This window comes from Rufibacter ruber, from assembly GCF_014138425.1.
GTDB classification, from domain to species: Bacteria; Bacteroidota; Bacteroidia; order Cytophagales; family Hymenobacteraceae; genus Nibribacter; species Nibribacter ruber_C.
The window spans coordinates 217094-241434 of record NZ_JACJIQ010000005.1; the positions used below are offsets into that span (position 1 = coordinate 217094).

A 24341-nucleotide genomic window follows, 5' to 3' on the forward strand; every position below is an offset into this window, starting at 1 on the left:
CTTATACTAGTCCCTCTTTCAATAGGTCGTGCAGGTGCACGAACCCCGCAAAGTTACCTGATTTCACCACAATCAGTTGGGTAATATTTTTTTGCTGCATGGTGGCCAGCGCTTCGGCGGCATAGGCCTCACAGTCAATGGTCAGCGGGGAAGGAGTCATGATGTCTGCCGCTTTGATGCCGTGCAGGTTCTCAAAGTTGGAGAGCATTCTGCGCAAATCGCCGTCTGTGATAATGCCCGTTAACTGGCCCGCAGGGTCTACAACGGCAGTTGCGCCCAGTCGTTTAGAAGAAATCTCAATGATAATCTCTTTCAGGGTGGCGTCATTGGCTACTTTGGGCGCCGCGTTCTGCTTATAAATATCATCAACTTTCAAGTAGAGCCGCTTGCCCAGGGAGCCGCCGGGGTGCAGGGCCCCAAAGTCTTCGCTGCTGAAGTTGCGGGATTCCAGCAGGCACACGGCCAGGGCGTCTGCCAGGGCCAGGTGGGCGGTGGTACTGGTGGTAGGGGCCAGGTTGTGGGGGCAGGCTTCACGCTCAATGGTGGCGTTCAAAACAAAGTCTGCCTGCTGGGCCAGGTAAGAGTCTACGTTGGAGACCAGGGCCGCCAGCTGGGTGCCTTTGCGTTTGAGCAATGGCACCAGCACTTTAATCTCTGGCGTGTTTCCGCTTTTAGAGAGGCAGATTACAAAGTCCTCAGATTGTATCATGCCAAGGTCGCCGTGAATGGCATCTGCGGCGTGCATGAAAAGGGCGGGGGTGCCGGTTGAGTTGAACGTAGCCACAATCTTGGTGGCAATGTTGGCGCTTTTTCCTATGCCCGTGACCACTACGCGTCCTTTTATGGCCAAAATGGCCTGTACGCACTGTTCAAAGTCATCATTTATGTAGTCTGCTAATTGAAGAACGGCGGCCGCTTCTTCGCGCAACACATTTTTTGCAATATTTTTGATATTTTTCGTGAGATTCAAGTTAGATTTGTATTAGACAAGACAACAAAAAGATAACACCCAAAACTTGTTTCTTAAAACAAGACGATTACATGTTAGTAAAACAAGAATCATTAAAGGACAAATTAAAGGAAGTTTTCGGCTATAGTCAATTCAGGGGGAACCAGGAGGCTATCATTGAAAACATCATGGCGGGCAAGAACACGTTTGTGATCATGCCCACTGGTGCCGGAAAATCTCTCTGCTACCAGCTCCCGGCTTTGGCCATGGAGGGGACGGCCATTGTGATTTCGCCGCTCATTGCGCTTATGAAGAACCAGGTAGACCAGCTGAACGCCTTTGGGGTGAACGCCCAGTTCCTGAACTCCACGCTCTCCAAGGCAGAGATGAACAAGGTGAAGCGGGAAACCGTGAGCGGCGAAGTGCGCTTACTCTACGTAGCCCCTGAGTCCCTGACCAAGGAAGAAACCCTCGACTTCCTGAAGCAGGCCAAAATATCTTTTGTGGCCATTGATGAGGCGCACTGTATCTCTGAGTGGGGGCATGACTTTAGGCCCGAGTACCGTAAGATACGCGGGATCATTGACAATATTGGCGATCTGCCCATTATTGCCCTGACCGCCACGGCTACGCCTAAGGTACAGCTGGACATCCAGAAGAACCTGCAGATGGATGACGCCTCAGTGTTCAAGTCTTCTTTCAACCGTACCAACCTGTACTATGAGGTGCGCCCCAAGCACAACACCAAGAAGCAGGTCATCCAGTACATTAAGAAGAACAAAGGCAAGAGCGGCATCATCTACTGCCTCAGCCGCAAAAAGGTAGAGGAGATTGCCGAGCTCCTGAAAGTGAATGACATCAAGGCGCTGCCGTACCACGCGGGGCTGGACTCGCACGTGCGCATGGCCAACCAGGATGCGTTCCTGAATGAAGATGCTGATGTGATTGTGGCCACTATTGCGTTCGGGATGGGCATTGACAAACCAGACGTGCGCTTTGTGATTCACTATGACACGCCTAAGTCTATAGAAGGCTATTACCAGGAGACAGGCCGCGCCGGCCGTGACGGGCTGGAGGGCAACTGCCTCATGTTCTATAGCTATGATGATATTGTCAAGCTGGAGAAGTTCAGCAAAGACAAGCCGGTCACCGAGCGTGACAACTCCAAGCTGCTCTTGCAGGAAATGGCTTCCTACGCAGACTCGGCGGTTTGCCGCCGCCGGCAGCTGCTGCACTACTTTGGGGAGACCTATGACAAAGACTGCGGCTTCTGTGACAACTGTGTGCACCCCAAAGAGAAGTTTGAGGCGCAGGAGGAGCTGGTGCTGGCCCTTAAAGCCGTAGTGCAGACCAACCAGCGCTTTGGCATGGACCACCTGGTGCACGTGCTCACCGGCATGAAAGACCAGTACGTAGACAGCTACAGCCATGACCAGCTGGAGGTGTTTGGGGCCGGCAAAGAGCAGGATGCCGCCTTCTGGAACTCCATCATCCGGCAGGCGCTGCTGTTCAACTTCCTGGAGAAGGACATTGAGAACTTCGGGACCCTGAAAATCTCTGAGAAAGGCGAGAACTTCATCCAGAGCCCGCACCCCATCAAATTTGCCAAAGACCACAACTTTGACGAGGAGGTGCAGCAGGAAGAGGAGAAAGAGGAAACCCAGGCCTCTGCCGGCCATGACGCCGTTCTCTTTGACATGCTCAAGGCCCTGCGCAAGAAGCTGGCCAAAGACATGAACCTGCCGCCGTACGTGCTGTTCCAGGACCCTTCTTTGAAAGAGATGGCCACCACCTACCCCACCACCAGAGAAGACCTGGCGCACATTGCCGGGGTGGGCATGGGCAAGGTGCAGAAGTTTGGCAAGCCGTTCCTGGAACTCATTGCCAAGTATGTAGAGGAGAATGACATTGTCACCGCCGCAGACGTGGTGGTGAAAACCACGGTAAACAAGTCTAAGCTCAAGATCTACGTCATTCAGCAGATAGACAAGAAGATGGACCTGGAGGAGATTGCCTCGTCTAAGGGCATCACCATGCCAGAGCTGATTGAGGAGATTGAGCACATCTGCTACTCGGGCACCAAGCTGAACCTGGACTACTATATCAATAATGTGTTAGACCAGGACCGCCAGCAGGAGGTGATAGATTATTTTATGTCGGCCACCTCAGACAACATGGCGCTGGCCATCAAAGAACTGGGCACTGATGATTACACAGAAGAGGACCTGCGCCTTATGCGCATCAAGTTCCTCTCCAAGTACGCTAACTAATTTCGGCCGCGGCCGAAGAGAAAAATGAAAAGCAGGTGGTCTTCACCTGCTTTTTTTGTTTCCTTTGTAATTATCTCTGTTTTTGGCCTCTTTTCTGAAAAACAGGCCAAAAACAGAACTGCACCCAATGTGTCACACCCGCGCTGCAGGCGCAGGTTTAAACCATGACTGTATGAATGTTCTGATTATTGGTTCCGGCGGCCGTGAGCACGCCTTGGCTTGGAAAATAGGCCAGAGCCCGTACTGCGAAAGCATCTTTGTTGCCCCGGGCAACGCCGGCACCGCCCAGATTGCCACCAACGTTGATATCTCCATCACCAACTTTGAAGAACTGGCCAAGTTTGCCGCTGACTTCAACATCATGATGCTGATAGTGGGGCAGGAGGCCGCGCTGGTAGAAGGCATTGCAGACTATTTTGCCGAGAAAGAATACCTGAAGCATATTCTGGTGGTGGGCCCTAAAAAAGCGGGCGCACAGCTGGAGGGGAGCAAAGACTTCTCCAAGCAGTTTCTGCTCAAGTACGGCATCCCTACGGCGCGTTACCAGACGTTTACCTCAGAAACCTATGAGCAGGCGCTGGCTTACCTGCAAAACCACCCGTACCCGGTGGTGCTGAAGGCAGACGGGCTGGCCGCCGGCAAAGGCGTGGTGATTGCGCAGAACTATGAAGAAGCCGCCTTCGCCCTCACGGGCATGCTCAAGCACAGTAAATTCGGCGCAGCCGGAGACAAAGTGGTGATTGAGGAGTTCCTGCAGGGCATTGAACTGTCTGCGTTCATTCTCACTGACGGCCAGGAATACGTGCTGCTGCCAGAAGCCAAGGATTACAAACGCATTGGCGAAGGGGATGTGGGCCTGAACACCGGCGGCATGGGCGCGGTCTCACCGGTTCCGTTTGCAGATGACCAGTTCATGGGCAAAGTGCGGGAGCGGGTGATTGAGCCAACGCTGCAGGGGCTGCAGGCAGAGGGGATCCCGTACTCCGGCTTCCTGTTTATTGGCCTCATGAACGTGAACGGTGACCCATATGTGATTGAATACAACGTGCGCCTGGGTGACCCGGAGACCGAGGCCATTCTACCGCGCATCAAATCAGATTTGTTTGAGCTGTTCAAGGCGCTGCATGACCATGAGCTGGGCCAGTTCCAGCTGGAGATTGACCCGCGTTCTGCCACCACCATCTTCCTGGTCTCTGGCGGGTACCCTGAAGACTATGAGAAAGGCAAGGAGATTCAGGGGCTGGAGAAAGTCCTGCCAGAAGGCACCCTCTGTTTCCATGCCGGCACCAGGCAAAACGCTGACGGTACCGTGGTCACAGACGGCGGGCGGGTGATTGCCGTGACCGGCCTGGGCGAAGACATGGAGGAAGCCCTGGAGAAAGCCAACCTGGCGGCTACCCGTATCAAGTGGCAGGGGCGGTATTTCAGGCATGACATAGGCTTTGACCTGAAGCAGTACCTTGCTTCCCGTTTCTAGCCTGTTTTTCCCAAATCAGCCCAAAAATGACAAAGGCCAGCCCCCGTGCTGGCCTTTGTCATTTTAAGAACAGCACCAGAGGGGAATCTTTGCGGCTGAGTTTCGTAAGACTACATTAGTACCAAGCAAAATAAACATGTCACTGCAACCTGATTATACCACCGCAGAAGAGGCCGTAAAACTGATCAACTCCGGAGACCGTGTCTTTGTGCACGGTGCCGCCATGACGCCCCTCAGGCTGGTGAACGCTGTTTCTGCCCGCGGCCCTGAACTGCGCGACGTGGAGTTCATTCACATGCACACAGAGGGTCCCGCCCCCTACACCAACCCAGAGTACGCCGGAAGCTTCAAAACCAACGCCTGCTTTGTGGGCGGCAACATCAGGCAGGCGCTCAATGAGGGCACCGCTGACTACATTCCCATTTTCCTGAGTGAGATCTCGCTGCTGTTCAGAAGGGACATTCTGCCGCTAGATGTGGCCCTGGTGCAGGTCTCCCCGCCAGACGCCCACGGGTTCTGCACCCTGGGGGCCTCAGTAGACGTGGCGCTTTCTGCCGTTGAGACGGCCAGGATTGTGATTGCCGAGGTAAACCCCCGGGTGCCGCGCTCCCACGGTGATGGGGTGGTGCACATGAGCAAGCTGCACGCCAAAGTGTGGGTAGATGAGCCCCTGCCGGAGCACGGCGGCAAGCCCTGCGGCGAAGTAGAGACCCAGATAGGGAAACTGGTGGCCACGCTGGTAGAAGACGGGGCTACGCTGCAAATGGGCATTGGCGGCATTCCAGACGCGGTGCTGGCGCAGCTGGGCAGCCACAGAGACCTTGGCATTCACACAGAGATGTTCTCAGACGGCATCATTCCGCTGGTAGAGAAAGGCGTGATCACCGGGGCGCGTAAGAAGATTCTGAAAAACAAGATTGTCTCCTGCTTTGTCAACGGCACGCAGAAGGTATTTGACTTCTTAGATGACAACCCGGCGGTGGTGATGAAGGAGACCGTGTTTACCAATGACACGGCCATCATTCGCCAGAACCCCAAAGTGACCGCCATCAACAGCGCCATTGAAGTAGACCTCACCGGCCAGGTCTGCGCTGACAGTATTGGCACCTACCAGTTCTCAGGGGTGGGCGGCCAGATGGACTTTATGCGCGGGGCCGCCCTCTCTGAAGGCGGGAAACCCATCATTGCCTTGCCGTCTATCACCAACAAAGGCGAGTCAAAGATTGTCAACATGCTCAAGCCGGGTGCCAGCGTGACCACCACCCGCGCCCACGTGCGCTACATTGTGACTGAGTTCGGCATAGCCGATCTGTACGGGAGAAACCTGCGGCAGCGGGCTAAAGAACTGATCAGCATTGCGCACCCCACGCACCGCGAGGAGCTGGAGCGGCTGGCTTTTGAACGGTTTAAGGTGCTGTAGGAGGTGGTTGTTAGTTGTTAGTTGTTAGTTGTTAGTTGTTAGTGGGGGAGTGCCTTGGTAGCAACGCTCATAATTAGTCCATCTTCACTCCACCTGTCGTCCTGAAAGGACCTTGTGGGCGGACTAGAAAAGCTTTGCAGTAAACGGGAATACAGTTTGCCTATAAGGTCCTTTCAGGTTGACAAATGAGGACTATGGCGCGGAAGTAACTTCCACGCACTTACTCTTCGGCCAATCTTTTGGACAAACTGACCTCGTAGCGTCCGAAGGACCTCCGAGCGTCTACCACGTTTTCGGCCTGTTTTCACCAAAACAGGCCGAAAACAGAAAAGCCTGACTTAAAGAAGCCAGGCTTTTCTGTTGAATCAAATAAGGAGCAAATGCTTAGCAGTACTCTTCAAACGCACCTTGCAGGTTGTCTACAATGCGGGTAAGGTCATTGCCCTCAATATGGTGGCGCTCAATCACGTGCACCAGCTCGCCGTCTTTGAACAAGGCAATAGACGGGGAAGACGGTGGGTACGGCAGCATGAACTCGCGGGCCTTGGCTACGGCCTCGCTTTCCATGCCGGCGAAAACGGTCACCAGTTTAGCGGGTTTTTTCTCGCTGCTGGCTACGGCCATTTTCAGGGCGGGGCGGGCTTTGGCGGCGGCGCAGCCGCACACTGAGTTCACGGCTACCAGTACGGTGCCTTCTTTCTGGTTTAACACATTCTCTACTTCTTCGGGCGTCATCAGTTGCTCAAAGCCGGCAGAGGTAAGGTCCTCTCTAATGGGAGCGACCATATATTCAGGGTACATTGCCATGGGTATGGGTAATTAAAAGGATGAATGTCTGTTTCTGAGGTAAAATTACGAAATCAAGTGTAAAACACAGCAGTCACCGTTCTGGTTTCCAAAAGGGTACTTATTCTCCTGCGCGCCAGTGCGGGCTGCTCCTGTAAAGAAAAATGCGCGTTGCCGTAGTAAGCTATAGAAAGAAAATGTACTTTTGCAGGGCAAAACGGCAGGGGAGGGGCGAAACGCCCGGCCCCGGTCTGGGAGAATCTCGTTAATTTTAACGGGTGGTTCTTGGAATTTATTTGGCAATCTTGTAGTTTTGCAAACTCATTTAGAATCAGAGTCAAAAGCATTTATCTATAATCACAACCATGGCTAACCATAAGTCAGCATTAAAGAGAATCAGATCCAACAACGCGAAACGCTTGCTGAATCGCTACCAGGCGAAAACTACCCGTACCTTTGTAAAGCGTTTAAGATTGACAACCGACAAAGCCGAGGCGCAAGAACTGTTCAAGACGGTATCTGGTATGCTGGACAAGTTGGCTAAGAAGAACGTGATTCACAAAAACAAAGCGGCCAACAACAAATCTAAATTGGCTCGTTTCGTAAATAACTTAGCTGCCTAGTTTACTGGCGGTATTTACTTTCCTGGTAAATCATTAGAAGCCTTGCACTCTGCAAGGCTTTTTGTGTTGGCGCCAGTTTCTGTTTTAGGGCTGTTTTTCTGAAATCAGCCCCAAAACAGAAATCTTCTGACAGACAGGAAACCAGAAGAAGCAAGAAGGCCTGTCTCTTGGGGAGACAGGCCTTCTTGGTGAAACGGTGTTTAATTACTTCGGTTGGGTGGGTCTGCTACTCACGTACTTCACTTAACTTGATCATGTTGGCGCGTTTTTTCTCTACCACGGGCATTGAGCCAATGTTGATGAAGATATCGCCTACGTTCAGGTGGCCTTCTTTGACCAGGATTTCTTTCAGGTCTGTGATGGTTTCGTCTGTAGAAACGAAGCGGTCATAGTAGTATCCTCTAATACCCCACACCAGGTTCAGGGTGTTTAACAGCACGTGGTTGTCTGTGAAGACGAAGATATTGGCTTTAGGCCGGTGCTTGGCCAACTGGAACGCCGTGTAGCCAGATTTGGTAAGGCAGATCAGCGCTTTGGCGTCTGTGTCACGGCCCAACCCTACGGCGCTGGCCACCACGGTGTCATTGTAGAAGGTGGAAGACTGCGGGTTGAAGATAAAGTTGCGGTGGAACACCTCGGCCTGCGCCTCTACTGACTGGATGGTGCGGTTCATGCTCCGGATGGTCTCAATGGGGTACATGCCGGCGGCGGTCTCAGCACTCAGCATGAGCGTGTCAGCTCCGTCCATCACGGCGTTGGCCACGTCATTGGTCTCTGCGCGGGTAGGGCGGGGGCTGGTGATCATGCTTTCCATCATCTGGGTGGCCACAATTACGGGTTTGCCCAGCGCGTTGCACTTCTCCACAATCATTTTCTGGATCATGGGCACTTCTTCCATGCCTATCTCCACTCCAAGGTCACCGCGGGCAACCATTACGGCGTCTGTGGCCTCTATAATAGCGTCAATGTTCCGGATGGCCTCAGGTTTCTCAATCTTGGCAATGACACGGGTGTCTTTTCCGCGCTCGGCAATGATCTTTTTGATCTCGTAGATGTCTTCTACCTTTCTTACAAAGGAAAGCGCCACCCACTCCACGTCATTGTCAAGGCCAAAGTGCAGGTCCTGCAGGTCTTTTTCTGTGAGCGAAGGAGCGGTTACCACGGTGTCAGGCAGGTTAATGCCTTTGCGCGGCTTCACTACCCCGCCGTAAACTACCTCAGCCAGAACTTCTTTGTCGCCGTCAGTGCTGATCACGGTCACCTCCAGTTTACCGTCATCAATCAAGATGGCGTCTCCCGGCTTCACGTCATAGGCCAGGCGGGTGTAGCTGGTGGAAAGGCGGGTGGCGGTGCCCAGTGATTTGTCACAGACAATGGTGAGTTGCTGGCCGGCCACTATTTCAACCGCTCCGTCTTCCACGTCATTGATTCTGATTTTAGGCCCCTGCAAGTCTTGCACCAGGCAGATGTTGAACCCCTCTGCGGCGTTGATGGCCCGCACGTGGTTAATTACCTTGAGGTGGTCTGCGTGAGAGCCGTGGGAGAAATTGAGACGGAAAACATCTACCCCTTCTTCAATGAGAGCCCTAAGCTTCTCCGGGGTGTTGCTGGCAGGGCCAACGGTGGCAATGATTTTGGTTTTGTTGAAATGAGTAGCCATTCGCTAAAAAAGCAGGTTTTCTTTATAACGTAAACAATTGGGGTCAAAAGAGCGCACATACTGCACCAGCGGTATGGCGTGCAGCTTGTGCAGCAATTCTTGCTGAAAATGATCCAGGGCCCCGGTAACCTGAATCACGTAGTCGTATTCTTTTATGTCTGGCACCAGGTAGGGCGTGGCCAGGGTGCTGGTGCCAATGGAGCGGTTTCTGAAAAGACGGAGGGAGCCGTGCTCTGCCCTGTGCAGGTAATTAGAGATCACCAGGCGACCCTTGTGCAGAAAATCTATGCACAGGTCTGCCTGCTTCACCAGCCGGAGCCGGAAGTACTTATTGAGGGCCCAGGCCAGGGTATACTCCTTGCTGGAAGACACAACTCCATATAAGTCGAAATCATACTCGTACTCTAGCTCAAGGCGTAAAGACTTCATGGGTTGGGGAAGATAGGTAAACGTAAAGTTGGGAAGGCAATTTAAAGAAGCAATTCCAAAAGGCAAGAAACCTTTTCACAAAAGTGGCATAATAAAACTATTGCCGGGAATTTGTTTGACATTGTGTTGCCAAATCTATTTCTTTGCACTGTGTTTTAAAAAACTTATAAAAAAATGTCAGAAATCGCAGAAAAAGTAAGAGCTATTATCATTGATAAATTGGGCGTTGAAGAATCTGAGGTAACGCCTGAGGCTAGCTTTACAAACGACCTGGGTGCCGACTCTCTTGATACCGTAGAATTGATCATGGAATTTGAGAAAGAATTCAATGTGTCTATTCCAGATGACCAAGCAGAGAACATTGCAACGGTAGGCCAAGCGATCAGCTACCTGGAAGAGCACGCGAAGTAATCTTTCCCCTTTTTTCTATTGATCTAATTTTACCTTATTAATACAGGTTCTTTTCCTCTACTAGCAGCGTATGGAGCTTAAGAGAGTTGTAGTAACAGGCCTTGGGGCGCTAACCCCGCTTGGGAAAACAGTTTCTGAATATTGGGATGGTCTAATCAACGGAGTGAGCGGCGCCGCGCCCATCACCCGCTTTGACGCCTCTAAGTTCAAAACCCAATTTGCCTGCGAAGTAAAAGGATATGATCCTGAGCAGTATTTTGATCGTAAAGAGGCCCGTAAAATGGACCTCTTTACGCAATTTGCCATGGTAGTGGCAGATGAGGCCGTGAAAGACGCCAACCTGATGGATGAATCCCTGAGCAAAGACCGCATTGGGGTCATCTGGGGGTCTGGCATTGGCGGTCTGCGTACGTTTCAGGAGGAGTGTGTGAACTTCGCCAACGGCGATGGCACCCCACGCTTCAACCCTTTCTTCATCCCTAAAATGATCGCCGACATCAGCGCCGGTCATATCTCTATCAAGTACGGCTTTAGAGGTCCCAACTTTGTGACCGTTTCTGCCTGTGCCTCTGCCACCAACGCCTTGATTGACTCCTTCAACTATATTAGGTTGGGTATGGCAGACATTGTGTTGAGCGGCGGGTCTGAAGCAGCGGTTACTGAAGCCGGGGTAGGTGGTTTCAACGCCCTGAAAGCCCTTTCTGAGCGTAATGACTCCCCAGAGACCGCATCACGCCCGTTTGACAAAGACCGTGACGGTTTTGTGTTAGGCGAAGGGGCCGCGGCCATTGTACTGGAAGAGTATGAGCACGCCAAAGCCCGCGGCGCTAAGATTTATGCTGAGCTGATTGGCGGCGGCATGTCTGCAGACGCGTACCACATCACGGCCCCGCACCCAGAAGGGTTGGGTGCCCGCAATGTAATGCTGAATGTACTGAAAGATGCCCGCGTGCAGCCAGAGGCCATTGATTACATTAACGTGCACGGTACCTCTACCCCGCTTGGAGACGTAGGGGAGGCCAAAGCCATTGAGCAGGTGTTTGGTGACCACGCCTACAAACTGAACATCAGTTCTACCAAATCTATGACCGGGCACCTCTTAGGGGCTGCCGGAGCCATTGAGGCGGTGGCGTCTATCCTGGCCATCCAGAACGGCATTGTACCGCCCACCATCAACCACCTTACAGATGATGAGCAGTTCAACCCTAACCTCAACTTCACCTTTAACAAGGCGCAGGAGCGGGAGGTGAACTATGCCATGAGCAATACCTTCGGGTTTGGCGGTCACAACACCTCGGTGATTTTCAAAAAGTTCGTTGAGTAGAAGTGTCGCCAATCAGACCGGTTTTACGCGCGTTTCATAGATTCTTTTATAAAGACAAGGCTTTTGTCAGCGCCGTTTCCCAAATCACGGGCATGGTGCCAGACAACCTGCACTTGTACCAGCTGGCGTTCACCCACACCTCTTTTGTGCGGCAGAACCTCAAAGGGAATCAGGAGACGAATGAACGGCTGGAGTTTTTAGGCGATGCCATCTTAGGCTCAGTGATTGCCGAATACCTCTTTAAAAAATACCCTTACAAAGACGAAGGCTTTCTGACGGAGATCCGGTCCCGCATGGTGAACCGTGAGTCTTTGAACAGCCTGGCGGTAAAGGTGGGGTTGACTGCCCTGATCAAAGTTGACAGCTTCTCTGGCGTGACCCGCCATAAGTTTATCAACGGCAACGCCTTAGAGGCCCTGGTGGGCGCTGTCTATCTGGACAAAGGCTATGAAAACACCAAAAGGTTCATCCTGAAAAAACTGGTGAAGCCGCACTTTGACCTGCACCAGCTCACCACCACCACCAGCAACTTCAAGAGCAAACTCATTGAGTGGGCGCAAGGCCAGAACCGCAGCATACGGTTTGAGATTGTGGGCCAGAAGCAGTCTGGCAGCACCACTGAGTTTACCGCCGCCGTGGTGGTAGACAATGACATCATTGCCAGCGGCAGCGGCCTCTCCAAGAAGAAAGCCGAGCAAGCCGCCGCTGAGAAAAGCATTGCGGCCCTGCAAGCCAACGGCCTCCTCCCTTCCTAATTTCTGTTTCCGGCCTCTTTTTCTGAAAACAGGGCTAAAACAGATTTTCCTTTCACTTTTTAAAAAACAGTAGCAACTTTAGAAAGCTTCCGTAAGGCTCTCAGCTTGCTGTAGTAAAACTTGATTTCTCTCTTTTTGTCATCCTGGAAGGATCTTGTGGGCGTACGGCAACTGTTTTTCTAGTTTGTTCACAAGATTCTTCCAGGATGACAAGAGGGTGATACCTTTAATGGTCTTACCAGGCAATCCTGTTACATCATTTCACTTGCTTCTGCGCGCCAACTTCTTAGTTTTGCAACGGTTCCCCGTGTAACGCCCCTCCATCGGCGGAGCCGTATTTCTAACTTCCAGGGTATTTCTTGCGTTAGAAAAGCCACAAACTGAACAACTATGAAACTTGCCGGTGCCGCCATCAACCAAACGCCCCTTGACTGGGAGAACAACCTTAGAAACATCAAAATCGCCATTGAAGAGGCCCGTGAGCAGCAGGTAGACATTCTCTGCCTGCCTGAGATGAGCATTCCCGGGTACGGCTGCGAAGACCTTTTCCTGCATGACTGGGTGTCTGTAGAATGTTTTGAGCGGTTGCTGGAAATCAAGGAGTGGTGCGTAGATATTGTGGTGTGCGTGGGACTGCCCGTTCGCCTCAACGGCATCACCTACAACACGGCCTGCGTGATTAGCAACCAGAAGATTTTGGGGTTTACCGCTAAGCAGTTCCTGGCCAATGACGGGGTGCACTATGAACCGCGGTGGTTCAGCTCCTGGGTCCCCAACACCGTGCAGGAGTTTGAGATGTTGGGCCAGACGTACGCCATTGGTGACATTATCTATGAGCACCTGGGTGTGACGTTCGCGTTTGAGATTTGTGAAGACGCGTGGCGCAACAAAGACCGCCCGGCGTACCGGCACAAGGAGAAAGGCGTACAGCTCATTATCAACCCCAGCGCCAGCCACTTTGCCATGAGCAAGACCGATGTGCGCTACCACCTGGTGGTAGACGCCTCCCGTGAGTTTGCCTGCACCTACCTGTACACCAATTTGCTGGGCAATGAGGCCGGCAAGATGATTTATGACGGCGAGATCATTATTGCCCAGAACGGAAACCTGATTCACCGCAACGTGCTGCTCTCGTTCAAAGACGTAGACATGGAGTGCGCCGAGGTAGATATTCTCAACCCGCTGCCGCTGGTAGACGTGCCCGTGCTGCCGCCGGTAGACGAGAACCGGGAATTTGTATCGGCGGTGACCTTGGCTCTGTTTGATTATATGCGCAAGAGCCGTAGCCGCGGGTTTGTGCTTTCTCTGAGCGGCGGGGCCGATTCTTCGCTCTGCGCCGTGCTGGTGGCCGAGATGGTGACGCGGGCCGTGGAGGAGCTGGGGCTGGAGGAGTTTGTGCGCAAGACCAATTGCCTTACGCCAGAAGAACTTCCTGTTTTCAGCCAGTTTTCAGGAAAACAGCTCAGAAACGCCCTGGTGGGTAAGCTGCTCATCACGGCGTACCAGGGCACGGTGAACTCCTCAGATGACACGTTCCGCTCTGCGGAAGAATTGGCCAAATCTATTGGCGCGGTGTTCTACAACTGGACCATTGACGAGGAAGTCACCAGTTACCGCGGTAAAATTGAATCGGCCATTGGCCGAAACCTCACCTGGGAGCAGGACGATGTGACGCTGCAGAACATACAGGCCCGCGTGCGCGCCCCCGGCATCTGGATGCTGGCCAACCTCAACAATTCCTTGCTATTGGCTACGTCTAACCGCTCAGAGGCCAGCGTGGGCTACGCCACCATGGACGGTGACACCGCCGGCAGCATTTCGCCCATTGCGGGCGTAGACAAGGCGTTCATCAGGCAATGGCTGGTGTGGGCGCAGCTGGAGCTGGGCTATGAGGGCTTGCAGTACGTGAACAACCTGCAACCCAGCGCCGAGCTTCGGCCGCTGGAGCGCGCCCAAACCGACGAGAAAGATTTGATGCCGTACCCGCTGCTGAACCAGATGGAGCGCCTGGCGTTCTATGACCGGCTCTCGCCGCAGCAGGTGTTTGAGAAGCTCAAAGGCGGCGACTACGCAGACAACGACCTGAAGCTGTACGTGCAGCGGTTCTTCAGCCTCTGGAGCCGCAACCAATGGAAACGCGAGCGCTACGCCCCCGCCTTCCACCTGGACGATTACAACGTGGACCCGCGCAGCTGGCTCCGGTTCCCAATCTTGAGCGGCGGCTTTCGGCAGGAACTGGGCCAGATTGGGTAGGTAATGCGCAGGAATGAATCAGGGATAGCACGTGTCATGTAGCAAAACAAAGGAATGTCTTTTCTAGAGGCTTTTCTGTTTTGGGCCTGTTTTCCTGAAAACAGGCCCAAAACAGAAGTTCTAGTGGCTAAATCCCTACTATGGCGCGGAAGTTACTTCCGTGACTTCAGAGACTGCTTGAAAGTCACGGAAGTAACTTCCGCGCCATAGAAGAAAGTAATTGTCTTTTCAATGAAACAAAATTCCCCTCTTGGGAGGGATGGGTTCAACGGCTTTAAGCTGCTAACTATTTGCCCTTCGTTTTCAGCCCGTTTTTGGAAAATCAGGCCGAAAACGCATTTCACCCATTAGAAGGAAGTACCTGCCTCAACGCTTGCCCGTACAAAACCCCATGGAAGAACTGGAATGCCCGTTGGCGTTTAATGAACTGGAGCGAAAGGCGTGGCAGTTTGCCGTAACCGCACACGGCGAACAGCGGCGCAAGTACCACCAGGAGCCGTACGTGAAGCACCTGGAACGGGTGGCGCAGACCGTGATGGCGTACGGCGGCACCACCGGCATGGTCATGGCCGCGCTGCTGCATGACGTGCTGGAAGACACGCCCGTGACCCAAGAAGAACTGAAGGCGTTTCTGGAGGAAACCTGCCAGGGCTCCATCGTGAAGCCTGCCGAGGTGCTGCAGATGGTACTAGACCTCACCGACCAGTTCACCAAACAACAGGCCCCCGGCTACAACCGCAAGCGACGCAAAGAATTGGAACGCCAGCGCACGGCCACCACCTCGGGCCGCGCCCAGACCATTAAACTGGCCGACATCATTGACAACACCCGCGACATTATTGCCCATGACTTCAGCTTTGCGCGGGTGTACATTCCGGAGATAGTGGGCCTGCTGGAGGTGCTGAAATCGGCGCAGCCGTTTACGTTGTATTTATTGGCGTGTTATGAGGTGCAGAAGGCGCTGTTCAGGCTGGAGGAGGAGCGGAATTCTCTGCCCCCAGAGGAAACACCTGCCCTGGAAGGATAAACCCTGTTTTCGGCCTGTTTTTAGAAAAACAGGCCGAAAACAGGGTTTGTTTTTATGGCGCAGTTATTGGTCTGTAACCATTTTTTCTGAGTTCCTTTTTTAGGAAACAACCCTCGCCCAGAAGCGCTCAACGGTTCTAACAGGCTTCTGCGCCAGTGATTAAATGGTATCTCTGCCGCCTTCACCGCTTTTAGGCAAGGAGCGGTTGTTTGGCTTCTTTACTTCTTCGTCCTGAACCGGATTTCATAAGATTTGAGGGGATACCCGTCTGTGGTCTGGAAACCGCCGCCGTTCATCTTGAAGCTGTACGCACGGCCGGGTTGCAGCGCCACCTTGTACACGTAAGCGCGCTTGTCTGGGGTATAGCCCGGCTGGGCCGTCACCGGAAACTGCTCTTTGCCGCCTTGGCCGTAATCAGTGGCGGTGTAACGCGCCATTTCAGCCGAAAACTCTACCCGTAGTTCAGTGACAGAGGCATCTATGAGGCTGTCTGGGCCGGTAATGGGTACAATGCGGGTAATGACGGGGCGTTTGGCGTCATAGGCCTGCAGCAGCCGGGGTTTGTTCAGCGGCGTTGGGTAGTACTTTGATTGCACCAGAAACGCCTCTACGGCCGGTTCGCTGTCATACTCCAGCTCAATGATCTCTTTGATGGCCTGTTTCTTGTTTTGGGCCTGCTGGTAATAGGCTTTGCAGATGGCGTACCCCATAAAGTAGCCCAGGTCTGGGGTGGGCGCCTGCTGGTTGTAGAACCAATGGCCCAGCGAAGGGGCAAACATGTCAACCTGGAAGCGCTCTTTCACTTCGGCCTCATGGGCGGTGCCGTACGCCATGTAGGGGAGCGGCATCTGCTTGCCCGTGATCAGTTCGGCTATGAAATCACAGGCCCCTTCCATGAGGGCGCGGCCCAACAGGTTGCTGCCCAGGCCTTTCTGCTGGGTGTGCACGTATTCATGCACGTTCAGCGGAATAATATTCTTAAAGGGATCACTCTGGTAGTAGCGCGACAGGAACGTCTGCAGGTTCTGGGGCAGCTCTGATAGGTCTACCTGAGAGTTGCCGGTAACAAGTTCGGCCCCAATCAGGACCATGTTGTCTTTGGTGGTGCCGCTGGTTCTGAAAACCCCTATGGCAAAGTAAATGCTGGCCGGCCTGAGCGGCGGGTAGAGCTGCTGGAGTTTCTTCAGGTGCGGCTCCAGCCCCTGGGCGCCAGATTTGGCCAGTTGGGTGCGGGGCCTAAGGGAGTTCCAGAATTTGGGGTACTGCCTGACAGCGTGTACCCATTCTGCGGGCTGGTAGTCCCTTACCTCCATTAAAGCTTTGAGACCGGGCGTGCCTTTGTCCAGGTAGAGCGTCTGCAGGTAGCGCAGCTGCTTGAGGCTGTCCTGGGTGGTGCGCATGCTGTCATAGGCTACCCAGAAGTTGTCAATGTCTGTGGTGATGACCCGCTGCGGTTTTTTCTGCGCCAAACCTACCGTAAAGGTGAAAAGGCTGAGGGCGAGGAAGGCGGAATATTTTTTCATGCTGGATTAAATGAGCTGATTGGGTTTTCTCTTAGGCTCTGGCGCAAGCGTCTGCGCTGAGTCAGCTTCTGTTTTGAGGCTGTTTTCAGAAAAGTAGCCATAAAACGGGAGCCCCAGGGTTTGCTAGTGCGGGTCTGCGCCTTGCATGGCCGGGGCAGGAGCAACTCTTAACGGGCTTAATATCAGGATTATGGCGAACAAAGCAAAATGCGTTTTGGGGCTGTTTTTCTGAAAACAGCCCCAAAACGCATCTGCAGGGAAAGGAGCGCGAGGGCTTATTTTCCGCCGCCCACGGCATCATCATTCTGGATAGACTTCTTCTGGCGTTGGGAAGAGTCCATTTTCCCGAAGCTATAGTTGAACGTGAGGCCAATACGGCGCGCCAGATTCGCGTTGCGAGATTCCTGCAGGAAGGTGTTGGTGTCTATGGTAGAGGTGAACTCGAGCGTTCTGCTGAACGGGTTGCTCACATTCAGGCTCAGGCTGGCTTTGTCTTTCAGGAGCTTCTTCTTCACTGACACGTTGCTGTAGAAGTAACGGCCATACTCGCCCTGGGCGGTTTGGGTGGGGGAGTTGTAGTTGCCGTAAAATTGCGCTGTAATGCCTTTGTTGAACTCATAGCTGGTGTTCAGGCTCAGGTTGTATTGCAGCCCCGAGTTAGACAGCGTTTCGCCTCTCAAATCAATGTAGCTGAGGTTGAAGTTAGGGCTAATGCTCCATTTAGGCATTGGTTTGGTAGAGCCTGATACACTCACGCCGTACACTTTGTTTTTGGCGATGTTGTCTGGGGTGGTCAGGATCACGTTTGGCCCCGCCTCGCGGTTAATCTGCTGAATGGCATTGTCTGTCTGGCGGTAAAACAGCGAGCCGTTGATAGAAGTGGTTTTGAAGTACGTGTTGTAGCCCAGCTCATAGGAATGGGTAAGCTCAGCGTCCAGCTCCGGATTGCCGCGGTACACGTTGTTGGGGTCTTCCTGCTGCATAAACGGGTTCAGGTACCAGATCTGGGGGCGCTGAATGCGCTGGGTATAGCTGGCCTTCACGGTGTGGGTCTCTTTGAAGGTACGCGAGACGGTCACGCTGGGGATGAAGTTCTGGTAGTCGTTCTTGAACGAGGAGCGCACCAGCTTCGGTTCATTTTTGGCGGTATTCAAGAACACGCCCTGGGTGTTGGTGAACTCATAGCGGGTACCCAGGTTAAAGTTGTATTTCTTGTTCAGGCTGAAGGCGTAGGTGAGGTAGGTGGCGTACACGTCCTGGTCAAAGTCAAAGTTACTGATGGCCAGCGAATCAGGTTTGTTAAGCCTAAAGAAGTTGTACCGGGCGTTGCTGGTGGCATCCCGCAAGATGGCCTTGGCTCCCAGCTCCAGCCGGGAAGCGTTCTTGTAGGTCTGGGTGTAGTCTAGCTGAAACGTCTTCTCATAGGTGGGGGCGTCATTGTCGTTCAGCTGCCTTGAGATGAAGGCGTTCTCCTGGGTCTGGATGCTGTTGTCATAGATGTCATGGGAGGTGCCCTGGTTTACCTGCGCCAGCACAGACAGTTCCTGCTGCGGTTTAAAGGTGTGCGTGTACCCAAAGTTCACATCAAAGCCTGAGCCGTTCCACCGGTTGGTCAGGTCATAGAGCTGTACGCCCTGGTTGTCTTCTGTCCGCTGGAAACGGGTGCCGTTGAACTTGTTCTTGTAGAGGCTGAACTCCAGGTTAAAGGCGTTCAGGGTGTCTGGGTCAAAGGTAAACCCTAGCTGGCTGTACAGGCCGTTGTTCAACTGCCGCGCGGTCCCCTCCTGCCGCAGGTAAGAAATCTCAGACATTCTGGGGGTACGGGTAAGGAAAGACTCGCTCCGGTTGTTGTTGCCGTAAAAATTGAGGCTGGCGTTGGTCCCAAACTTACCCCGGCGGGCGTTGATGCTGCCGTTGGCGTACCTGCCGCGGTTGCCCGCCGTTCCGGAAACCCTTCCGTTTACGCCTTGCAGGCTGTTCTTTCTGGTGATGATGTTGATGATCCCGGCGGTGCCTTCGGCGTCATACTTGGCGCTGGGGCTGGTGATCACTTCTACGCTCCTAATGATGTCTGAGGGGATTTGCTTCAGGGCCTCGGCCAGGTTGTTGGCCAGGATACTGGAGGGCTTTCCGTCAATTAAGACTTTTAAGTTGGAACTACCGCGCAACTGCACGTTTCCGTCTGCATCTACCGTGACCGAGGGTACTTTTTTGAGTACGTCTGAGGCCGTGGTGCCTTGGTTGCTGATGTCGTTCTCAGCGTTATACACCAGTTTGTCGCCTTTGTCTTCTATCAGGGGTTTCTGGGCCACCACCATTACCTCCTGCAGCTTGGTGGTGTTGGCCTGTAACGGGATGGAGGCGAACGTCTTCTCTGGTTGTGCCGGAGACAGGGTAAAGGCGGGCAGGGTAGTAGAGGCATAGCCCAGGTAACTGATAGACAGCGAATAAGTGCCCGGGGCCACGTTGCCAAAGCTGAACTGGCCTTTGCCGTCTGTGATGGTGCCGTCTACCGGTTTTTGGGTGCTGGTATTGGTGAGGGTAACGGTGGCAAACTCAACGGGTTTGGTGCTGGCAGAGTCTACCACCCGGCCGGTGATTTTACCCTTAAAACCAGACTGCTGTGCCCGCGCCGCGGAAACAAAAAGAAACAAAGACAAGAGAAAAAGGAAAGACAGACGCATAGGTTGGGTTTGGGGAATAGGGTTAGGCGTTTGGTACATTAGATTGCCTTTCCTTTTACTGTGAAGGGGAGGTAAATCTCAGGGGGTGACGGGCAGGGCGGTGGTCAGCAAAAGCAGTTGCGGTGCAACTGTCTGAAAGATGTGACAGAACTGAAAAGGGTTGCCTGGGGAACAGTTTATTTTTCAGTTTTGGGCAGATTTGGAAAAAGTAGCCGGTAAATGGGTTCGTATCTTAGGGCAGGTGTGCATTTGTCTTTAGCGCTGCAAACGGGCCTCATAAGAACCTGACCTGGCGGTTGCCACGCCCCACAGGGCTGCTACGCTGCTCAAAAAACGCGATCAAAGACCCTTTCGCTCCCCGTTTTCGCCTGCAAAATCAAACTGTAAACACGCTCTACATTGACAGGTAAAGGTGAATACTTTACTATAGAAGCTCGTTGAGAGATTTGAAAGAGAGCGTACGTCTGCAAAAGTTTCTGATGTCTGTTTTAGGGCTGTTTTTCAGAAAACAGCCCTAAAACAGACATCATGGACCAGTGAAGTACGTTGCTTGGGTGCCTTTGCCCGGCAGTTTCAGAACTCTAAACAGCTTCTTCTTTTGTTCAGAAAAGTGGTGGCAGCAACGGCTGAAAACAGCAAGAGGAGGTTAGGAAAAAGGAGCCCCCGAGGTTGGGGTGCTCCTTTCTGCTGGTAAGGTGTAACGGCTAGTTAGAGGTATCACCCGCCTTGGCGTCATCATTTCTGATGGACTTCTTGCGGCGTGGCTGCTGTTTCATGTCAATCTTCCCGAAGCGGTAGGAGAAGCTCACCCTAACCCCGCGGTTGTAGTTCTGATTGAGCCCGTTCTGGGTAAACACTTTGTTGCTCAGCTCAGACTTAAACTCAATGGCTTTGGCAAACGGGTTGTCCACCCCCAGGGTCAGACTGCCTTTCTTCTCCCAGAAGTCTTTCTTCACACTAAAGCTGGAATAGTAATAGCCTGAGAACTTACCCTGAACGGTAGGCCTGGGGGAGCTGTAGGCGCCAAAGAACTGCGCGGCCAACCCTTTCCCAAAGTCATAGCCAGAGTTAATGTTCACGTTGTACTGTACCGCCTCGTTGTTCTGCTGGGTGCTTTTGAGGTTAATGTAGTTCAGGTTGAAAGAACCGCCCAGGTTCCATCTGGGCATGGGCTTGGTATTGCCTGACAGGCTAAGGCCATACGTGGCGTTTTTGCCTATGTTGTAAAAGGTAGTGTAGGCCACGCCTGCTTTCCGCCAGGTTGTCTCGTCTACGGGTAAGGCATCGGTTTCGCCTACAATGTCTCTGATAGACTCAATGGCATTGTTGGTCTGGCGCCAGTACAAAGAAACGTTGATAGAGCTGGTCTTGAAATAGTTGCTGTACCCCAGCTCATATGAGTGGGTCAGTTCCGGCTCCAGTTCAGGGTTGCCAAAAGACACGTTCTTGGGGTCCTGCTCATTCACGTAAGGGTTCAGGTACCAGATCTGGGGGCGCTGAATGCGCTGCGTGTACCCCACCCTGAAGGTTTGGCTCTTGAACGTGCGGGACACCAGCACATTGGGGATGAAGTTGCCGTAGTTGTCTTTGAAGGCCGGTCTAAACGGGGCAATGTAATTACCCTGCAGGTCTGTGTATTCATAGCGGGCCCCGCTTTTTACGTTGTAGTTCTTCAGGAGCTTAAAGCCGTAAGACGCATAGGTGGCGTACACATCCTGGTCATAGGTGAAGGCATTGGGCTCCAGTTCCTCAGCGGTGGAGGTGGTGAAGAAACGGCGGTAAAGGGCATCACTTTCGGCGTGCCGAAGAATGGCCTTGGTACCTGCCTCCAGAAGGGTTTTGTTCTTGAAGGGGTGGGTATAGTCTACCTGGAACGTCATTTCACGGTTAGAACCTTCATTGGTGTTGCGCAAGGTGCGTAACAGCCTGTTGTTCTCATACTGTTGCAGAATGTCATTGTCCTGGAAAGACTCCATGTCCATGGCGCCGTTGGTCCACTGGCCTAACACGGCCAGTTCCTGCTGGGGCTTGAAGATGTGGGTATAGCCCAGGTTCAGGTCCAGGGAAAGGTTTTCATTCTTGCTGCGCAGGGCAGAGGCTATCTCTTCCAGGCCGTTGTTGTAGTTGGTGAGGGAGTGCTGGGTGCCGCGGCTATGGAAAGCCCCCCGGTAGAGGTTGACCCCTGCATTGATAGAATTGCTGGAATCCAGGTCAGCGTCAAAGCCAAGCTGGCCAAAGATACCCCCGCCCCTGCGCCTGGAGACACCGTTCTGCTCCAGTTTGCTGGAGAACGCCTCTTCTGCGGTAAGCCCAACAATACGCTCCAGTTCACTTTCATTTTTGTTGTTGTAAGACTGGTGGGTGCCCAGGTTGGCATTGAACCCTATCTTGCCGCGGCGCACATTCACGTTAGCGTTCCCGTTGGCGTTGCGGTTGCCCACAGAGGTACTCACGCTCCCGTTCACACCATACAAGGTGTTTTTCTTGGTAATGATGTTGATGATCCCGGCCGTGCCTTCGGCGTCATATTTGGCGCTGGGGCTGGTGATGACCTCCACACTCTTGATCATGTCTGAGGGAATCTGGCGCAGGGCGTCTGCCACACTGTTGGCCATGATGCTGGAGGGCTTGTTGTTAATGAGCACCCGCACGTTAGAGGAGCCGCGCAACTGCACGTTGCCGTCCAGGTCTACGGTGAGCGAAGGTACTTTCTTGAGCACATCTGAGGCATTGCCGCCAATGTTGGTGATGTCCTGCTCGGCGTTGTACACCATGCGGTCTACTTTGTCTTCCACCAGGGGTTTCTCGCCCACTACTGTTACTTCCTGCAGTTTGTTGTTGACGGGGCGTAAGATAATGCGGCCCAGTTCCACCTCCTGCTCTTTCTCAGAAATAGTGAACGCGGGTTTGGTATAGGTCTCATACCCAATAAAAGAGACCGAGAGGGTATAGGTGCCGTTATCTACTTTGTTGAGGGTGAACCTGCCGCGTTCATCTGTCACGGTGCCGTCTACCGGCTTGCCCGTGGCGGTGCTGATCAGGGAGATGGTGGCAAACTCAACGGGCTTGTTGCTCACTGAGTCAGTGACTGTGCCTGTAACCTTGCCGTTGCCTTTCACAGAGGCCGTTCCCGCAGTGGCGACGGCTGGCGCAACAAGGGTGGAAGATTGGGCATAGAGGGTTCCGGAACCTGACAGCAGGCACAGCAAGAAAAGGGGAAGGCGGTAACGCATGTGTGGGAATAGTGTGGGTTTTGGTAATAGGTATAGAGATAGAGAATATTCAGAATAGCTGCAGCGCAGGAGATAATTATTTCTTAGAGCATGTTTAAACTAGTTTTTTGTGCTGCAACGGGCTTTGAAAGAACCTGACTTTGTAATGCTTTCGCAACATAGCGCGGCTATGCTGTTTACTAATTGCTTCATCAGGACCTTTTGCTCCCCATATTTCATCTGCAAAATCAATAGGTAATAAGCTCTAAACCCATCTGCTGTTTGGCTAGGGAAGTACTTCTTTAGTTGATTACTGTATTAGATTAATAGTACACTACAAATGTATAATATTCATTCTGTTTTACAACACCTACTGTAAAGCTATTTTCTGTTTTAGGGCTGTTTTTCTGAAAACAGCCCCAAAACAGAAAGATTTATCATTGCTCCTGCTGTACTACCACATTCAGACCAATGCCCACGGCAGACATTTTCTCCCATTTGTCCTGGCTGGCGTCTTTGTGGTAGATGGTCTGGAACGCTGGCATGGCCGCAGCCAGCGTTAAGGCCTTGGACTCAGTCCTGGGGGAACAGTCTATCCATTCCAGGGAGAGAATGAAATCCTGCTGCACATAGAGGTTGTATGGTTCCAGGTCCACCTGAATCCAGCCCCGTTTCTTCTCATTCACGGTCACGTAAATATTCTCCGGCAATAGATTCTGGTCTGGTTTACCCTCTTTCAAAGAGTAGAGGTTCACCCTGAACTTGACCTGGTCAAACTGGTTAGAGGTCAGGCAGAAGTTAAGCTTGCTCAGGAAGGTCTGCTTGTCTCCGGCATGGATCAACACGCCCAGTTCCCGCCCCAAGTTCTCTTGCAGCGGCCTGGGCAGAACTGTAAATGCGTTGTGAAACAGGGTAAACGGACCCGCGTTGCCGCCTAATTCCCTGGTTTTCCATTTGGCGGCTTTTACGTTTACCTCAGCCAGCTGTACCGGTTTGGTCACCAGCGAGATGGTGGTATTGGGGGAGAGGAGGGCTTCTGCCTTGATTTCTTTGGCCTCATAGCCTAGGGCAGAAATTCTTATGGTTTTGGATACTTCATTGGCCGGGATTGTCAGCTGGAACGTGCCGTCTTCTTTAGAGACGGTTCCGGTTGATGTTTCCAGCACCCCAACGCTCACGTACGCAATAGGCTGTTGGCTCTTCTGGTCTACCACCGTGCCTGTAACGGGTGTGCCTTGCAGCGGTACCGCTGCGCTGGAAGACGCAGAGGCAGGCATGCCTGCGGTGAAAGATAAGACTACCGTGAAAAGGAATAAGACAAAGGGGGCGCGTTGCTTCATGTACGTGGGGGAACTGTCTTTTATTAGGTCTTGCCTGCCCTGACCCTCTGGTAGACAGCCCTGAAAATTGATTCTTCGGTTCTGGAGTTCGCCACTAAATCAATCATCTGCCTAATCCCGCCCCTCTGCTATGGCTTTGATTCAGAACGGCAAGTGGGCCTGCTTTTGTATAGGGGCGGCCAATAAATTTTACTTTAG

17 protein-coding genes are annotated in these 24341 nt (G+C 52.8%); 9 read left to right on the forward strand and 8 right to left on the reverse strand.

What is annotated here, in order from left to right:
* Window position 1: 1 nt before the first annotated feature.
* Entirely contained in the window at window positions 2-970 is a 969-nt protein-coding gene (locus FHS90_RS07840) for a KpsF/GutQ family sugar-phosphate isomerase (RefSeq protein ID WP_182512613.1), read from the reverse strand.
* A gap of 71 nt (window positions 971-1041) precedes the next feature.
* Here FHS90_RS07840 and recQ point away from each other — a divergent pair, with 71 nt between their 5' ends.
* From recQ to FHS90_RS07855, 3 genes are all read left to right on the forward strand, one after another.
* Window positions 1042-3219 (forward strand): DNA helicase RecQ, encoded by a 2178-nt coding sequence (gene recQ, locus FHS90_RS07845; protein WP_066830224.1) that lies wholly within the window; start codon window positions 1042-1044, stop codon window positions 3217-3219.
* 172 nt (window positions 3220-3391) lie between these two features.
* Window positions 3392-4696, forward strand: coding sequence for a phosphoribosylamine--glycine ligase (purD, locus tag FHS90_RS07850; protein WP_182512614.1), 1305 nt, complete (start codon window positions 3392-3394; stop codon window positions 4694-4696).
* 136 nt (window positions 4697-4832) lie between these two features.
* Window positions 4833-6116 (forward strand): acetyl-CoA hydrolase/transferase family protein, encoded by a 1284-nt coding sequence (locus tag FHS90_RS07855; RefSeq protein ID WP_066830227.1) that lies wholly within the window; start codon window positions 4833-4835, stop codon window positions 6114-6116.
* 384 nt (window positions 6117-6500) lie between these two features.
* Here FHS90_RS07855 and FHS90_RS07860 read toward each other — a convergent pair whose 3' ends face one another.
* On the reverse strand, window positions 6501-6917 hold the full coding sequence (locus FHS90_RS07860; protein WP_066830231.1) for a BrxA/BrxB family bacilliredoxin: 417 nt from the start codon (window positions 6915-6917) through the stop codon (window positions 6501-6503).
* Between the two features lie 350 nt (window positions 6918-7267).
* On the opposite strand from FHS90_RS07860, the gene rpsT reads away from it, so the two are divergent.
* Window positions 7268-7525 carry a 30S ribosomal protein S20 gene (gene rpsT, locus FHS90_RS07865; protein ID WP_066830234.1) on the forward strand — a complete coding sequence of 86 codons (258 nt, stop codon included), beginning with the start codon at window positions 7268-7270 and terminating at the stop codon, window positions 7523-7525.
* 226 nt (window positions 7526-7751) lie between these two features.
* On the opposite strand, the gene pyk is transcribed toward rpsT, so the two are convergent.
* On the reverse strand, window positions 7752-9185 hold the full coding sequence (gene pyk / locus FHS90_RS07870; RefSeq protein WP_066830237.1) for a pyruvate kinase: 1434 nt from the start codon (window positions 9183-9185) through the stop codon (window positions 7752-7754).
* A gap of 3 nt (window positions 9186-9188) precedes the next feature.
* The gene (locus tag FHS90_RS07875; protein ID WP_066830239.1) at window positions 9189-9614 is read right to left on the reverse strand and encodes an IPExxxVDY family protein; all 426 of its coding nucleotides are present in this window, start codon (window positions 9612-9614) and stop codon (window positions 9189-9191) included.
* Window positions 9615-9788: 174 nt separating this feature from the next.
* On the opposite strand from FHS90_RS07875, the gene FHS90_RS07880 reads away from it, so the two are divergent.
* The 5 genes from FHS90_RS07880 to FHS90_RS07900 all read left to right on the forward strand — a co-directional run bounded on the left by FHS90_RS07880 (window position 9789) and on the right by FHS90_RS07900 (window position 15384).
* Window positions 9789-10025, forward strand: a complete 237-nt coding sequence (locus FHS90_RS07880; protein WP_048919546.1) for an acyl carrier protein — start codon at window positions 9789-9791, stop codon at window positions 10023-10025.
* 70 nt (window positions 10026-10095) lie between these two features.
* Window positions 10096-11349 (forward strand): beta-ketoacyl-ACP synthase II, encoded by a 1254-nt coding sequence (gene fabF, locus FHS90_RS07885; protein WP_066830241.1) that lies wholly within the window; start codon window positions 10096-10098, stop codon window positions 11347-11349.
* Window positions 11350-11351: 2 nt separating this feature from the next.
* Window positions 11352-12104 carry a ribonuclease III gene (gene rnc, locus FHS90_RS07890; protein ID WP_066830243.1) on the forward strand — a complete coding sequence of 251 codons (753 nt, stop codon included), beginning with the start codon at window positions 11352-11354 and terminating at the stop codon, window positions 12102-12104.
* Window positions 12105-12494: 390 nt separating this feature from the next.
* Window positions 12495-14357 carry an NAD(+) synthase gene (gene nadE, locus FHS90_RS07895; protein ID WP_182512616.1) on the forward strand — a complete coding sequence of 621 codons (1863 nt, stop codon included), beginning with the start codon at window positions 12495-12497 and terminating at the stop codon, window positions 14355-14357.
* A gap of 391 nt (window positions 14358-14748) precedes the next feature.
* Complete coding sequence (locus FHS90_RS07900) at window positions 14749-15384, forward strand: HD domain-containing protein (protein ID WP_182512617.1); 636 nt, start codon at window positions 14749-14751, stop codon at window positions 15382-15384.
* A 218-nt stretch (window positions 15385-15602) separates the two neighbouring features.
* On the opposite strand, the gene FHS90_RS07905 is transcribed toward FHS90_RS07900, so the two are convergent.
* From FHS90_RS07905 to FHS90_RS07920, 4 genes are all read right to left on the reverse strand, one after another.
* Window positions 15603-16907, reverse strand: a complete 1305-nt coding sequence (locus tag FHS90_RS07905) for a DUF2268 domain-containing putative Zn-dependent protease (protein WP_182512618.1) — start codon at window positions 16905-16907, stop codon at window positions 15603-15605.
* A gap of 275 nt (window positions 16908-17182) precedes the next feature.
* Complete coding sequence (locus FHS90_RS07910; protein ID WP_182512619.1) at window positions 17183-19630, reverse strand: TonB-dependent receptor domain-containing protein; 2448 nt, start codon at window positions 19628-19630, stop codon at window positions 17183-17185.
* 665 nt (window positions 19631-20295) lie between these two features.
* On the reverse strand, window positions 20296-22824 hold the full coding sequence (locus FHS90_RS07915; protein WP_182512620.1) for a TonB-dependent receptor: 2529 nt from the start codon (window positions 22822-22824) through the stop codon (window positions 20296-20298).
* Between the two features lie 416 nt (window positions 22825-23240).
* Window positions 23241-24143, reverse strand: coding sequence for a carboxypeptidase-like regulatory domain-containing protein (locus tag FHS90_RS07920; protein WP_182512621.1), 903 nt, complete (start codon window positions 24141-24143; stop codon window positions 23241-23243).
* Window positions 24144-24341 lie beyond the last annotated feature (198 nt).

Excerpts from the sequence above, each read along its gene's own strand:
- FHS90_RS07915 (WP_182512620.1), bottom strand. The coding sequence starts at position 22,824 with ATGCGTTACCGCCTTCCCCTTTTCTTGCTGTGCCTGCTGTCAGGTTCC.
- fabF (WP_066830241.1), top strand. The coding sequence starts at position 10,096 with ATGGAGCTTAAGAGAGTTGTAGTAACAGGCCTTGGGGCGCTAACCCCG.
- FHS90_RS07860 (WP_066830231.1), bottom strand. The coding sequence starts at position 6,917 with ATGTACCCTGAATATATGGTCGCTCCCATTAGAGAGGACCTTACCTCT.
- FHS90_RS07855 (WP_066830227.1), top strand. The coding sequence starts at position 4,833 with ATGTCACTGCAACCTGATTATACCACCGCAGAAGAGGCCGTAAAACTG.
- FHS90_RS07880 (WP_048919546.1), top strand. The coding sequence starts at position 9,789 with ATGTCAGAAATCGCAGAAAAAGTAAGAGCTATTATCATTGATAAATTG.
- FHS90_RS07900 (WP_182512617.1), top strand. The coding sequence starts at position 14,749 with ATGGAAGAACTGGAATGCCCGTTGGCGTTTAATGAACTGGAGCGAAAG.
- nadE (WP_182512616.1), top strand. The coding sequence starts at position 12,495 with ATGAAACTTGCCGGTGCCGCCATCAACCAAACGCCCCTTGACTGGGAG.
- FHS90_RS07875 (WP_066830239.1), bottom strand. The coding sequence starts at position 9,614 with ATGAAGTCTTTACGCCTTGAGCTAGAGTACGAGTATGATTTCGACTTA.
- pyk (WP_066830237.1), bottom strand. The coding sequence starts at position 9,185 with ATGGCTACTCATTTCAACAAAACCAAAATCATTGCCACCGTTGGCCCT.
- FHS90_RS07905 (WP_182512618.1), bottom strand. The coding sequence starts at position 16,907 with ATGAAAAAATATTCCGCCTTCCTCGCCCTCAGCCTTTTCACCTTTACG.
- recQ (WP_066830224.1), top strand. The coding sequence starts at position 1,042 with ATGTTAGTAAAACAAGAATCATTAAAGGACAAATTAAAGGAAGTTTTC.
- purD (WP_182512614.1), top strand. The coding sequence starts at position 3,392 with ATGAATGTTCTGATTATTGGTTCCGGCGGCCGTGAGCACGCCTTGGCT.
- rpsT (WP_066830234.1), top strand. The coding sequence starts at position 7,268 with ATGGCTAACCATAAGTCAGCATTAAAGAGAATCAGATCCAACAACGCG.
- FHS90_RS07910 (WP_182512619.1), bottom strand. The coding sequence starts at position 19,630 with ATGTACCAAACGCCTAACCCTATTCCCCAAACCCAACCTATGCGTCTG.
- FHS90_RS07920 (WP_182512621.1), bottom strand. The coding sequence starts at position 24,143 with ATGAAGCAACGCGCCCCCTTTGTCTTATTCCTTTTCACGGTAGTCTTA.